14 protein-coding genes are annotated in these 12958 nt (G+C 44.6%); 4 read left to right on the top strand and 10 right to left on the bottom strand.

The genetic code is table 11. The features are described 5' to 3' along the window. The first annotated feature begins 2 nt into the window (after window positions 1-2). The 4 genes from H9628_RS06340 (at window position 3) to H9628_RS06325 (ending at window position 2903) form a co-directional block, all read left to right on the top strand. Window positions 3-860, top strand: coding sequence for an SDR family oxidoreductase (locus tag H9628_RS06340; protein ID WP_251833279.1), 858 nt, complete (start codon window positions 3-5; stop codon window positions 858-860). 31 nt (window positions 861-891) lie between these two features. Continuing rightward, window positions 892-1998, top strand: a complete 1107-nt coding sequence (locus H9628_RS06335; RefSeq protein ID WP_251833278.1) for a DNA topoisomerase IB — start codon at window positions 892-894, stop codon at window positions 1996-1998. A gap of 35 nt (window positions 1999-2033) precedes the next feature. Next, window positions 2034-2321, top strand: coding sequence for a hypothetical protein (locus H9628_RS06330; protein ID WP_251833277.1), 288 nt, complete (start codon window positions 2034-2036; stop codon window positions 2319-2321). A 75-nt stretch (window positions 2322-2396) separates the two neighbouring features. Beyond that, window positions 2397-2903, top strand: coding sequence for a YcxB family protein (locus H9628_RS06325; protein WP_251833276.1), 507 nt, complete (start codon window positions 2397-2399; stop codon window positions 2901-2903). 4 nt (window positions 2904-2907) lie between these two features. Here H9628_RS06325 and H9628_RS06320 read toward each other — a convergent pair whose 3' ends face one another. The 10 genes from H9628_RS06320 to H9628_RS06275 all read right to left on the bottom strand — a co-directional run bounded on the left by H9628_RS06320 (window position 2908) and on the right by H9628_RS06275 (window position 12946). Next, entirely contained in the window at window positions 2908-3738 is an 831-nt protein-coding gene (locus H9628_RS06320) for a hypothetical protein (protein WP_251833275.1), read from the bottom strand. Between the two features lie 145 nt (window positions 3739-3883). Next, window positions 3884-4564, bottom strand: a complete 681-nt coding sequence (locus tag H9628_RS06315) for a DedA family protein (RefSeq protein WP_251833274.1) — start codon at window positions 4562-4564, stop codon at window positions 3884-3886. Window positions 4565-4732: 168 nt separating this feature from the next. Next, window positions 4733-5341, bottom strand: a complete 609-nt coding sequence (locus H9628_RS06310; RefSeq protein ID WP_251833273.1) for a DUF4142 domain-containing protein — start codon at window positions 5339-5341, stop codon at window positions 4733-4735. Between the two features lie 316 nt (window positions 5342-5657). Then, window positions 5658-7403: an endonuclease gene (locus H9628_RS06305; RefSeq protein WP_251833272.1), complete on the bottom strand. Its 1746-nt coding sequence runs from the start codon at window positions 7401-7403 to the stop codon at window positions 5658-5660. A gap of 14 nt (window positions 7404-7417) precedes the next feature. Beyond that, a complete protein-coding gene (locus H9628_RS06300; protein ID WP_251833271.1) occupies window positions 7418-8020 on the bottom strand; it encodes a tRNA methyl transferase PRC-barrel domain-containing protein in 603 nt (200 codons plus the stop codon). A 142-nt stretch (window positions 8021-8162) separates the two neighbouring features. After that, window positions 8163-9251, bottom strand: coding sequence for an ATP-grasp domain-containing protein (locus H9628_RS06295; RefSeq protein ID WP_251833270.1), 1089 nt, complete (start codon window positions 9249-9251; stop codon window positions 8163-8165). Between the two features lie 44 nt (window positions 9252-9295). Further along, a complete protein-coding gene (locus H9628_RS06290) occupies window positions 9296-9730 on the bottom strand; it encodes a DUF1810 domain-containing protein (protein WP_251833269.1) in 435 nt (144 codons plus the stop codon). Between the two features lie 391 nt (window positions 9731-10121). Further along, window positions 10122-10835, bottom strand: coding sequence for a 3-ketoacyl-ACP reductase (locus H9628_RS06285; RefSeq protein ID WP_251833268.1), 714 nt, complete (start codon window positions 10833-10835; stop codon window positions 10122-10124). A gap of 254 nt (window positions 10836-11089) precedes the next feature. Beyond that, on the bottom strand, window positions 11090-11725 hold the full coding sequence (locus tag H9628_RS06280; protein ID WP_251833267.1) for a VWA domain-containing protein: 636 nt from the start codon (window positions 11723-11725) through the stop codon (window positions 11090-11092). 117 nt (window positions 11726-11842) lie between these two features. Continuing rightward, window positions 11843-12946 carry a hypothetical protein gene (locus H9628_RS06275; RefSeq protein ID WP_251833266.1) on the bottom strand — a complete coding sequence of 368 codons (1104 nt, stop codon included), beginning with the start codon at window positions 12944-12946 and terminating at the stop codon, window positions 11843-11845. Window positions 12947-12958: the final 12 nt, after the last annotated feature.

The following is a 12958-nucleotide window of genomic DNA, read 5'->3' as shown; positions in this document are numbered from 1 at the left end:
CAATGCAGAAAGATTCAAAAAAGAAAATCCGTCCCGAGCAGTCGCAGGCTAAACCGGGTTTGGAAAAAAACCTAAAACCCAAACCTAAAAGTCAGCCTGCGCTTGCGGGCGATAAATTATCGGGAAAAGTTGCTCTCATCACAGGTGGTGACAGCGGCATCGGACGTGCGACTGCACTGCTGTTCGCAGAACACGGCGCTGATATTGCGATTGCTTATTTGAACGAAACTGCAGATGCCAAAGAAACGAAGAAAGTAGTAGAGAAACTCGGTCGCAAATGCCTTCTTATCGAAGGTGATTTGGGCAACGAAACGCATTGTAAAAAGGTGATCAGTAAAACCTTAAAAAAGTTTGGTTCACTGGATATCCTAATTAATAATGCGGGAACACACTGGGAAGCTGATTCCATAGAAGATATCACCACAAAACAGTTGATGACCACGTTTAATGCTAATTTTTTCTCCATTTTCTGGCTGACCAAAAATGCGATGCCACACCTGAAAAAAGGCAGCAGTATCATCAATACAACTTCAGTTACCGCTTATCGTGGAAGTGACCATCTGATTGATTATGCCGCAACAAAAGGCGCGATACTTTCCTTCACTCGAAGTCTTTCCGCGAATCTTGCGGAGAAAGGAATTCGGGTCAACGCTGTTGCACCCGGCCCTATCTGGACACCCCTTATTGCCTCCACGTTTTCAAAAGAGTCTGTGGCTGAATTTGGCAGTGATGTGCCGATGAAGCGCGCCGGTGAGCCACGAGAGGTGGCCACTTGTTTCCTGTTTTTGGCAAGTGAAGATTCGTCGTATATGACCGGCCAGGTTTTGCATCCGAACGGAGGTGAAATTGTGGGAAGCTAAGTTTCGGGATTGTGAATAACAAATTAAAATAATGAACACCCCTGAAACTGAAATTGTAAAATCCCTTACGCCGGCGAAAATCGTGAAGATCATGAAAGACCCGGTGAAATCGGCGAAAGCCGTGAGTCTTGTCTATACCACAGACCGCGACAGCGCGGGCATCGTACGGAAAAAAAGCGGCAAGAAGTACGCTTACTTCATGGATGGTGAGAGAATAAAAGACAAGGAAGAAATAAGCCGGATCAATAAACTGGCTATTCCGCCCGCATGGGAAAACGTTTGGATTTGCGGCTTACAAAACGGTCACCTGCAGGCTACCGGACTTGATGCCAAAAAACGGAAGCAATACCGCTACCATCCGGTTTGGAATGCATTGAGAAACCATACTAAATTCTACCGGATGGTGCATTTTGGATATGCACTTCCAAACATCAGGCTGAATTTGGAAAAAGACCTTTCGCTTAAAACTTTAGAAAAAAGAAAAGTACTGGCCGTGGTGGTAAGCTTGATGGAGAGGACGAATATCAGGATCGGCAACAGTGTGTATGAAAAGCTGTACGGGTCATTCGGGATCACCACGCTGAAGGACAAACATGTGGAGATTAGCGGACAGAAGATCCATTTTTCATTCAAAGGAAAAAAAGGAATCTATCACGATATAGATTTGAGGAACAGAAAGCTCGCAAAAGCCGTTCAAAACTGTAAAGACATTCCCGGGAAAGAGCTTTTCCAGTATTATGACGACGAAGGAAAACGGCATCCGATAGATTCCGGAATGGTGAATGAATATATCAAAGAGATCAGCGGTGAAGATTTTACGGCAAAAGATTTCAGAACCTGGTCGGGAACGGTGAACGCGCTGATCGCTTTTAAAGAAATAGAGGCCGCAGAAAATGACAGTACGTACAAATCCAAAGTAAAAAAGGCATTGGAAATGGTGGCTGAAAATCTTGGGAATACGCCAACCGTTTGCCGGAAATATTATGTACATCCGCTGGTCATCAATCTTTACGAAAATAATTCTATCCGGAAATATCTGGATGAACTCGACGCGATTGAAGTTGATGACGGCAAAGCCGGATTAACGAAAGAGGAAAAAATTGTAATGAAAATTCTGGAAACAGAGAAGCCCAGATGAATTTAAAAATTAAATAAACATTAAATAATACTATTATGAAAATCGAGATTCAGGAAAACGAGATCAATCTGCTACGTCTTGGCGAAACAAGATCTGAAGCAGAGACTGTGAAACGCGAGATCTTTTTTGAAATTCAGGGAAAGGAATATACAATTTGGGTGATACTTGACCGTAACAATACGGGTGAAAACTATGATGACCCCGAGAATTTCTATATGATGAACAAGGCGATGGTAGATGCGGCACTCGTCACTTTTCTCTCTGAACATCATTTCTACAACCATCGCGACGCAGATGGGGACAGGGCCTCAAACAGTATTTAGTACAATCCCACGAAGCCTGAAACTATTGATTTCAGGCTGTTTTTTTTATGCCTTAATATTTCAAAATCAATTTTGATGACTATAAAAACCAAGGTTTCATTCCGGCAATATGTGAGATTGCTGTTTGGCCTTACCTACCAGCGTCCGGTGCTGAAACTTCTTCTTGGTGTGGCCGTCGTGCTGATTTTATGGATCGTGTTTTATTACACAGGCATTTTAGATCTGCCTAAACCCATCATCTATCAGTATATCACGCTTGCACTTATCCTGGTAGCGCAGCCCATAGTGATTTTCACCACAATTTATACGGTTTATCACTCCAGTTTTCAAATTTGCGAACCACTGGAGATGCAGCTTTTATCTGATGAAATAAAGATTCGTGGCAACTCATTTTATATGGAAGTGAAGTGGGAGAAACTCTTTAAGATCATTGAGAAGCGCGACTGGTTCCTGATTTATCAAAACAGTTTATCCGCCATCATCATCGCTAAAAAAGATATGGAACATACTGAAATCACCGAATTCCGCAAGATATTGCAGGACCTCGAAAAAGTTCCTGTGCAGCTGATGGATCAAATTTAAATTTTTAAATGATGTCCGAAATATGCGCCACCACGTCCACCGGATGTGTCCCGTGCTGCAGACTGTCCATCGCAATGCCGAAAGCCAGGATTTCCTTGCTCAGTTTTTTCCCGAAAGTGTCGATTAAATCCACCAATTCGTCCCTTGTGGCGTCAAGTCCGTTGGCCGCAAAGGTTTCTTCCAAAGACTCTGCGATGTCCTCTTCGGGCTCACCATATGCTTTCCGCGCAATAACATACAGCAGGACGTGATCATCCAAAAATTCCGGTGTCGCGTTTGCGTAGGTAAGTAAGAATTCCTCATAATCAAATTTTTGCTTGGCACTGTTGAGTACATAATCTACCACGAGATTCAGCTCTTCATCGCTGAAATCTCCCATTTGGTTTGAATTTTCACCTTCATAGTCGTCCTCTTCTTCGAAATCGTCCTCATCAAAATCATCTGTGCTGAAAAATTTTTCCTCATCATCTGGCATATCCATTTCATCAGCAGTTAAATCGCTGTCAAATTCTGTGGTTTGTGCGGCGTTCAGATCGGTTTCCGCAGGATTTACATTGGCGGTTTTCTGCATTTCTTCCATTACAAGTTGGTGAAAATAAGCAAACCTGTAGCCGTACGCTACTTCCAGATCATTCAGTTCTGTCTCTACTTCATCAAGCAGTTCAGCATCTTCCTCCCCTATTTCTTCGGGCGTGGCAACGTGATTCAGCCAGTATTTGTCGCGCTGCAGGATGCAGTATACTTTAAAGATGGCTTTCTCAGCCTCGATTTTGTCGGTTTCGATCAGTGTATCAAAAGCCGTAAGGTTTTCAAGGTAAAAATTCTTATCGATCATGGTATGGACGTTTAAAATTAAAAGGAATTGAAATAAATTGCCGGCGCAAACTTAGCTAAAATAGCTTATTTGATAATATATAAATCGGTCTAAATAAAAATGCCGCGTTCTTTCTCGCGGCATTTTTTATAATGTTCAGAACTGATTATTCTGCTTTGTTTTTCTTAATTTTTGCACTGATGAATTCCCAGATCATTGGCAATATGGAGATCACGATGATACCGATAATTACGGTCTCAAAATTTTCCTGCACCACCGGCATGTTTCCGAAGAAATAACCAAGCAATGTAAGGCCGAAAACCCATACAAAACCGCCGATCACGTTATATTTAATGAATGTTTTATAATTCATCGAACCAATTCCGGCCACAAAAGGAGCAAATGTTCTCACTATCGGTACAAACCGCGCAATGATGATTGTCTTAGGACCATTCTTTTCGTAGAATTCCTGGGTTTGAGCGATATATTTTGGGTTTACGAGCTGCTTCTCACCAATTTTCCAGCCGAGGATTTTCAAACCGATATTTTTCCCCAAATAATAATTTAAAGAATCGCCCAATACTGCCGCAACAAACAACAGTCCCAAAACGAGCCACAGATTGAGGCTGGCCACATCACCCGAAGCGCCGACGACACCTGCGCAGAAAGTTCCTGCAGCAAAAAGCAGGGAATCGCCTGGTAAGAAAGGCATCACTACAAGTCCCGTTTCTACGAAGATGATGAGAAAAAGGATGAGGTAAATCCACAAACCGTAATCTACGATCATAGTGAACAGATGCTTGTCGAGGTTTAAGAAGAAATCGAGGATGCTTTGAATTAATTCCATAATGAGAAATGTAAGTTTTAATGGCAGCAAAAATAGTCTAAAGAAATGGGATTTGAAAAAGTGGGGAAAATCTGTTGCTGATGCTTAAGTTTTTAGGTTTTCTCTGGGAATAAAAAAAATCCTGCGGACGGATCCGGCAGGATTTCGGTATAATAAAGCAGGTAAAAATTATTTCACTGCGTCACGCAGTTCCTTTGATTGTGCTAAATGTTGCTCAAGCGTAGGAAGGGTCTTTTCTGCAAACTGTTTCAGTGCCGCATCACTACCCTGCGAAGCATGTTTCTTGAAAAGATCCACCGCTTTTTGGTGATCAGAAACCATCATTTCTGCAAAAGCTCTGTCGAAATCTGCACCTGTTTTAGCCTTCATATCGTCGTGCATTCGCTGCTGTGAAGCGTCCGGAGTGGTTGGCAGAGTAAGTCCGGCGGCGGTTGCGAGGCTTTTCAGTTCATCATTGGCTTTTGTATGGTCGCGGACCATCATCTCACCAAAACTTTTCACTTTCGCGTTGTTACCGTTGGTGGCAGCCAACTGTCCGTGCATCACCTCCATCATCCCGCTTTTAGCGGCTTCCATCGCGAAGGTTCTGTCCTGATCATTTAAGGTACCGCTTTGCGTTGTATCACCTGAAACTGCCATGCTGTCCTGAATCATTGCGGTGTCAGCCGGCATGTTCATCTCCAGACTGTCTGTTGACATTTCGTTGGTAGTGGTTTCATTCTTTTTGCAGGCTGTAAGAGCTACAGCGCATACAATTGCTAAAAGTGACTTTTTCATCTTTTTTATTTTTTAATGTTAACGTAATTGATTATCAATACGCTAGCGCTACAACTATTTTGCCAAATGTGTCTGGTGGCTTCTGAGAAGGCTTGAAATAAACACACTAAAAACCTCTCGAAAGGATAAACGACCAACCTTCATAGCCCCGGCTGACGCGGCATCCCCCGCGCGAGGTGTAAACCGAGCGCGGGGATACAGCAGAAGACGGGTCTGCCTGTGGAAAGATGCACCCAATGTGTTGCTTCTAAAAAAATTAAAATCAAAAAAAACGCGGACCATAAATGATCCGCGCATATATAAAATGAAATTTAGATTACTTAACAATCAATTTTGCTGATTGCGTTTTTGTGGTTACAAAATACCAGCCTTTCGGAAGATTCTTAAGTGAAAGCTGTGTATTATTGGTCACATTAGCAACAGTCTGTACTACCTGGCCTGCCGCGTTGTAGATCTTCACTGTTTCCGTACCGCTAAGTCCGCTGATGAATACAGCCTGAGTGGTTGCAGGGTTGGGGTAAAGTGTGATTTTCTTCGGTGCGATGGCCTGAGAATCTGTTCCTAACGGCGCATAACAAGACCAGGTAAGGTCATCAAATGACACACGGTTTTGTGTTAGGTCATCAACCAGCTCGATAGTAAAGTTACCTTCTACATCAATATTCTGGATGGTAGTGGATTTTGCAGTTTTAGAATATGGAATCTGTCCTTTTACCACACCATTGATCTTCAGAGTATAGCTTCCGTCTGAATCGCTGAACGGCAAATAGGTCTTTACAGTAAGCGAACCGATACCGCCGGAAATAGTGCTCGACTTCAGGCTGCCTTTTCTGATGCAGATTGCCCGGCTTGCACCGTCAATACTGATTTGTCCGTCTGTACGTGCATTGGTGGCAGTCCAAACGATTGATTTACTGCTCCAGGTTCTGTCTGCATAAGATGAAGACGCACTTGGGAGGTTTTCGAAATCCTCAGTTCCACAGCTCGTGCCCGAGCCTGTAGAAGCCGTTTCTGTAGTGCCCTGTACGGTTGCGCTGCTGGCAGAGAGGTTTCCGCTGTTGTCTTTTGCAATCACGTGGAAAGTATACGTCGTGGCAGGGTTCAGTCCTGTAACGGTGGTCAACGGATTGAAAACGGTAGCTTTCAGCACATTGTCAGCATAAACCTCGTAGCTGCCTACTGCATTGTTGTCTGTAGACGCTGTCCAGGCCAGAGAAATACTGTTCGATGTCTTCGCAGTCACCGCCAGGTTGGTAGGTGCAGTAGGTGCTTCTGTGTCGCCTTCTGTACCGCCGCTGAAAGTATCAGGCCAGTTGTTCTGCGCCTGTGGGCCACCCCAGATTACAGTCGCAAGATATGGGTTATCAATAAATGGATTTCTGTTTTTCTGTGTCGCAGCTACCACATTGTTGCGCTGGATTTCGAATGCTGAAACAGGGTCTTCCACATTCCATTTAAGTAGGATATCCGGGAAGTCTGAAGAGTAAGTGCTTGGATTCATTGTGATGTTCAACGGCAAACAACGGCTATTGTAACGTACATACATGTACATCAGGATTCTGGCAACGTCGCCTTTCCATTCGTTACCCGGATACCAGCCACCGCGTGAGGTTTTGTAAGCAGCCGCACCTGTTCCGTCGTCAAACGAAAGGTTGCCACGTGTGCTGTTCAGCGAGGTATCAGCAGGTCTCAGGTGATGTCCGTCAGCTCCCGGACCGGAAGTTCCGAGGTTCGGGGTACCTTTCGATTTTGCGTAAACGTGTTCGCGGTTCCAGCTTCCGCCCACAGGACGGCTTCTCTGGTGTGTTCCGGAAGCCTGCGATCCGTAGATCAACAAAAGGTTGCCGGGAACTGCGGGATCCACATCGCTGGTTTTCATCAAAGTCTGAAGTTCACTGTAAGAAATTACTTTAGTGTGCGTGTTGGTGATGAGGGTTGCCAGGTCACCTTTCAGGGCGTTACCTGTTTTGCTAAAATTTACTGAGTTGTAATACGCGGGAGCGCTTTGGGCGTGAAGTAAGAATGAAAACAAACTTACCAATAAGGATAATTTAAGCTTCATAATGCATTGAATTTTTATTTTTTGTCTAAAGTGTAAATTTTATCTTGGTAAAAAACCGTCACATTTTCGTCCCGCATTGTCAGCGGAAATAACGTTTGGCCTTGTAGAAAAAGCACGTCCGGAAAAATATATAGTTGTGCCTGAACTGCTTTTTGCAGGGAGTTTGACGACACTGATACCTGCAGTGCAGAATCCGTTTGAATATTTTTAAAAGCATCAAAGCCTGGATTTAACGGCCCGAAAGCCAGCACTTCGGTCCACAGACCCGGATGTCCGCTTCCTTCACCTACAAAAACACGGTTTTCCTGCTCATCAATGCCTATGACATAAAGCGGTTGATCTTTACCACCTACGCTGATGCCTTTGCGTTGGCCAAGTCTGAAATTCCGGAAACCGGAATGTGCCCCCACTAAAAATCCATCGAACAGCGAATACGCGTAAGGCTTAGCACTGGCGTAAAGTTTCTCTTTCAGCGGTAAATCTGCAGGTATGGTTTGGCTGTATAGCGGCGATACTGCGGGAATCTCGACTAATTGTCCTTGCTCATTTATCATTAAAAACCGAAAAACGCCGCGTATGATGATCAGGGTGAAATAACGGGCAGCTAAAGTACCCATTTTTAATTACTATGCGAATGACAGAACTCACATTCTGCCAAATCACGACCAATAGCTGATAAATGTTATCAAATAAAGAATTTTTTCCGGCGTAAGAAATCCAAAATTGGCACAAATTAACTCCCAGAAATGGGTTCTGTTATCAAAATTCCGGGAAATTGGCATCGATTTTTTTCAGCTCATGGAAATATTTTCTGCAGTTCCGCATAGTTTTCCAACCTTGATTAAACCGGTAGTAGCGCACACCGCGTTTTCGGTGTTCTTTTGAAATTTGATAAAGAATGTTCCAGTGACGCGCGAGGATGCGGCAGGCTTCGAAAAGTGTATTACCATTTCCATAGACGTGATGAGGCTCGGCACCGGAACCGTTGTATTCGAGGATTAAAAAATTCCGGCCAGCCTTCAAATCTTCAATGGAAGCACATTTAATATCATAACGGCCATAATAAAGCGTATCGGAATATGAACTGATCTCATCAAAAACCGAAACCAAACGGGCATCAATCTCCTCATCAAGACTTTTAAGGGAGCATCCCCGACTCAGGTTCAGCGCATTGCTCATGCAGATGCGTTCGCCATTGTGTAACACAAAATGCAGTCTGTCTGCGTGTTTTGCCCGCATTTCTGGAAGCCTGAAGCGTAACTTCGGACACGCTGTCATCAGTTCATCTAATGTCGAAGTGCCGTCACCTACCACATCAAGGAATTCTTTCCGAACAAAACCGGTAATGGTCCCTTTTGCCTCATTAGGAAAGCGATAATAGAAGACACTCACCTCCAGCGGATACGTCACAAATTCCTGCACCACATAGTTTACAAGCATCGCCTCATGATACAATCTGAGCTGTGCCGCGCTGCTGATGATCCTGAACATGAAACCCATCCGGCCCACATCGGGTTTTACAGCGAACGGATACTGAAAAGTTTCGGAAACTGTCTGTTCCAGCTCACTGAACGGAATATTCGCCTTCACGCCTACTGTTTTTGGATAGGTTGCGGGCGGCAAATGCTCATAAATCGACATTTTCGTCATACCTTCGAATCCGCCGAATTCAAGTTTGGGATTTGATGGTGTGAAAAACCACCAGGAGCGCGCACGGAAGCAGTTCCAGACCCATATGGGAACAATCGGGACGTATTTTATACGCCAGTCCCAGGTCTCCCAGTGCGCGATTTTGTGTAGAATGGGTCTTAGCTGCATACCGATCGTAAAGATAAATAAAGCAGCCATTTCCACTCATGTTTTTGCCTGGACTTGATACTTTATTTAAACAATTAACTCCGATCCGGCTGATTATAATTTAAAATTTCGAGGGTGCGCTGGTCTGGTTCCGAATTGAAAAATTTTGCCAGCGCCTCTGTGAAAACCGACTCAGCACTTCCATCTGCGAGAGCAAAAAGCGTAAGACTCGATTGAAGCTTAAGATTGTCCGGACTTCCAAATATTGCATGTGCATCCCGCCCGGACTGTGAGTTCAATGCTCCGGTAATCTCGCGCAAACGTCCGCCAAGCAGTGGATGTTTCAGATATTCATGTGCTTCCTGCAGATCTGCTAATCCATAAAAATTTGCGGTTTCACTGCGGCCCAGACCTGTCAGCTGCGGAAAAATAAACCACATCCAGTGCGATTGTTTCTTTCCGTTGCTGATTTCGTTAAGTGCATCAGCGTAGGTATTGTTTTGGGCAGTGATAAATCTTTGGAGTGACATCTTATTTTTTTCGGATGCGCAGCAAAAGGCATTCCGCAGGTATTAGTATAATCGGTTAATGGAGTTTAAACACTTGCAAAAAGACCGTTAGCCACTGACTTAAACAACAAAAAGCGAGGTCCTGTTTAGTGAAAGTTTAAATAATTGAATAATTTAAAGAAAGAAATAAGTTGGTTAAAGTATTTTACGTGGCTGAAAAATATTGGAAATCAGCTCCGAAAAAGTGGCCGGGGCGGCGAAAAGATATTGACCACAGAGACACTAAGTTGGTGTGTGGATGATCTGCTGAATTATTAAAAATAGAACCACCTGACCCAAAATGTCAAGTGGTTAATATGATGTTCTGTAAATGAGGAGTGCGTTATGTCGTTGTATGCACTATAAGTTCCGGTTAAGGATTTGTGGAGAAAATAGAGCCGTTGGCAATCAGCGCGCGGCGGTTCATTTTGAGAATATCGCGCACCCACTCGGCAAAATCTTCCGGCTGGAGCACTTTATCGGGATTACCGTCTGTGAGTCCGCCCTGAATGGACATATCGGAGGCGATGGTACTCGGCGTAAGGGTAATCACGCGGATGTTTTCCTTGCGCCATTCGGCCATCATGGATTGTGAGAGCGATACTACTGCAGCTTTCGATGCGGCATACGCGGACATATTCGGTCCGCCTTTCAGTCCGGCCGTTGAAGCGACATTAACAATATCACCGGCACCGGCTTCTTTCAGGTAAGGATAAACGGCTTTTGCCGCGTAATAAACCCCGAAGAGATTGGTTTTTATCACTTGCTCCCATGTTTCAGTGGGCATTTCATTCAGTTTTCCGAAGTCGCCGATGCCGGCATTATTCACCAGGATATCCACACCTCCCAATTCGCCCGCCAGTGTCTGGATTCCTTTCTGTACCTGCGCCTCATCGTCAATGCTGAAGACTGCATAAGCCGCTTTCACGCCGAGATCCTGAAGTTCGCTGACTACTGATTTGAGGTTTTCTTCATTGCGGCCCGTAAGACCAATATTTGCCCCTTCGCGGGCCAAGGCTATAGCGACCGCTTTACCCAGTCCGCGACCGCCGCCAGTAATGACGGCATTTTTTCCTTTTAAGTTCATAACAATATGTTTTGTGCAAATTTAGTGATTCGGAGCGGGTTGCGGGGGATAATGATACCTTCTCACGAAAAACTATACGAGTACACATGCTGATACACCGCCACAGTCTTCATGCTCACTTTTTCGTTGGTATATTTTCTTCCGGCAGCCAAAGAAGCTGATCGTAGATAATGGTTTTCACGAAAGAAAAAAGGATGCAACATGCACTGCTGCCTACCGTTTGTTTCCTTAATAAAAGCGATTCCGCATTACACTTACTCTCCGTCTTCAAAATACTTTCCGGTTCGATTCTGGCGGCCGCAATTTAGGTCGCTGTAATAACGTTTACGGCGCTTTAGTTCTTCATCGAACATAACATTCAGTCCGTGCTGGCTTTTGTGAAAAGACATTGTGTTTTTAATGTCGAGATCATTTGTTACTGCAGTAACGTCGTGATCGGTGCCGAGGTAGGTGAAAGTCCAGCCCTTCTGTTCGAGTCTGACGATAAGTTCGCGGATACTTTTTGCGGAATACGCCACCGAAGCATTTTCGTAACCGTCGGTGAAAATGCTCACGAGGACTTTGGTTTCCGGAAAATACTCGGTTTTTACACGGAGACGGTTTGCGGCGGTTCCTATCGCGTCGTGCAGGGGCGTACCACCGTTGGGACGATAATTTACCTGGCTGAGCGTCGGCACTCCGTCTGGTTTTACGTTTTCGGATATATACGTGATTCCATACGTATTAAAACTTACGAATGAGACGCGGTGCTCCTGTTCGGGAAATTCCGCGGCAGTTGCTTTAATGTTTTTTAGAAAACCGTTGAAACCGTTAAGTGTAGCGTCATACATCGAACTCATAGAACCGCTGGCATCAAGGATGATCAGATTGTGAACCAGAATTTTTTTCATGTCTTGAAATTTTGAAGTGAATAATTTGTACACGACAAAATTACCTGTGAGAACAGAGCGTTTTACTTTCTGCAAGGTTGCAGCACGATTTCGCTCCGGCTATATTCAATTTAAGATTTACAGTGTAAAACCTTTCGGCATCGAAATGAGTTCGCGCGGTACCGCAACCGAAAAACGCTCGCCCGGCAGACCATTGATCACATAAAAATTAGCCAGCGGTTCCCCGATCTGATCACGCAGTTTCCGGTTGAGGCGCGACTTGTTGTAAGAAAAATTACCATCAATATTATCCACCAGTCTGCGAATGTTTACAGGGTCGGCATTTGCCTTCAGTTGCTGGTATATGGTGAAAATTTCGCTCTCATAATCATCGAGTTCGGCAAGGCGGATGCCTTCGGGGCTCCGCAAAAAGAAAATGAGAATGGTTTTTTCAAGTGGTGTCAGCGTTAAATCATTATCAGCAACAGTGATAGTACCCTGTCCGCTCACGGAGATTTTTTTTGGTTTAATGTTGCCTGCAAAACCCTGTGAAAACTTCAAGCGGGTACGTATCTTCTCGAAAATCTGCAGCGACTGTGCCACGATCTGTGGATCGGCACCGCGCTCCTCCAAAACTTCCAGACAACTATGACACAGATCCGCGGTGCGGAGCTTGAGGATAATCTGGCTTTTGTTTTCGCAGAAGTCGTTCATACAGCCAATTGCGTCTGTATGGAAATGCTCAGAAATATTCTGATCGAGTTTAAATTCGCTCAGAATGCGCAACATGTTCGCTACCACTTCATACGCTACCGGATACGTCTCGGGCGACTTCAGGAAGTGTTCCCAGTCCGACGCCTGCACGAATGCATTGCGTTTCCCACCAATATCAAACATGCTGAAAAAATTCATTGAATTCCGCCTGTTGGTGATCAGTATGACGAAATCATCCTGTGAAATGGAGGCATCCATTCGCGCACGGTCGCAGAGATAAAACAACTCGCTCCAGCTCAGCGGGTAGCCAAGATGTGCCTTATAATGCTGAAGCCTGTATTCAGACTCAATCCGGAAACGGAAATCGGGGCGGTAGCGCTGCTGTTCAATCTGAAATTTGTCACCGTAGGTCCACGGCATGTGTACCACTTTGAATTCCAGCGGTCCCGGGACCGACGTAAGGATTTCGAGAACCGCATCCACAGATTGCGGATGCACCTCAGGCGAATAAATAAGGTAAACTTTCAATAGGATAATTTT

Origin of the sequence: Kaistella pullorum (assembly GCF_014837035.1) — a bacterium.
GTDB classification, from domain to species: Bacteria; Bacteroidota; Bacteroidia; order Flavobacteriales; family Weeksellaceae; genus Kaistella; species Kaistella rhinocerotis.
Note: the sequence above shows the minus strand (reverse complement) of the source record. Positions and strands in the feature narration are given on the sequence as shown.

What these genes read in the sequence shown, in the direction of transcription:
- H9628_RS06310 (WP_251833273.1), bottom strand. Translation starts at nt 5,341, where the DNA reads ATGAAAAAGTCACTTTTAGCAATTGTATGCGCTGTAGCTCTTACAGCC.
- H9628_RS06315 (WP_251833274.1), bottom strand. Translation starts at nt 4,564, where the DNA reads ATGGAATTAATTCAAAGCATCCTCGATTTCTTCTTAAACCTCGACAAG.
- H9628_RS06290 (WP_251833269.1), bottom strand. Translation starts at nt 9,730, where the DNA reads ATGTCACTCCAAAGATTTATCACTGCCCAAAACAATACCTACGCTGAT.
- H9628_RS06320 (WP_251833275.1), bottom strand. Translation starts at nt 3,738, where the DNA reads ATGATCGATAAGAATTTTTACCTTGAAAACCTTACGGCTTTTGATACA.
- H9628_RS06325 (WP_251833276.1), top strand. Translation starts at nt 2,397, where the DNA reads ATGACTATAAAAACCAAGGTTTCATTCCGGCAATATGTGAGATTGCTG.
- H9628_RS06300 (WP_251833271.1), bottom strand. Translation starts at nt 8,020, where the DNA reads ATGGGTACTTTAGCTGCCCGTTATTTCACCCTGATCATCATACGCGGC.
- H9628_RS06305 (WP_251833272.1), bottom strand. Translation starts at nt 7,403, where the DNA reads ATGAAGCTTAAATTATCCTTATTGGTAAGTTTGTTTTCATTCTTACTT.
- H9628_RS06335 (WP_251833278.1), top strand. Translation starts at nt 892, where the DNA reads ATGAACACCCCTGAAACTGAAATTGTAAAATCCCTTACGCCGGCGAAA.
- H9628_RS06280 (WP_251833267.1), bottom strand. Translation starts at nt 11,725, where the DNA reads ATGAAAAAAATTCTGGTTCACAATCTGATCATCCTTGATGCCAGCGGT.
- H9628_RS06285 (WP_251833268.1), bottom strand. Translation starts at nt 10,835, where the DNA reads ATGAACTTAAAAGGAAAAAATGCCGTCATTACTGGCGGCGGTCGCGGA.
- H9628_RS06340 (WP_251833279.1), top strand. Translation starts at nt 3, where the DNA reads ATGCAGAAAGATTCAAAAAAGAAAATCCGTCCCGAGCAGTCGCAGGCT.
- H9628_RS06330 (WP_251833277.1), top strand. Translation starts at nt 2,034, where the DNA reads ATGAAAATCGAGATTCAGGAAAACGAGATCAATCTGCTACGTCTTGGC.
- H9628_RS06295 (WP_251833270.1), bottom strand. Translation starts at nt 9,251, where the DNA reads ATGGCTGCTTTATTTATCTTTACGATCGGTATGCAGCTAAGACCCATT.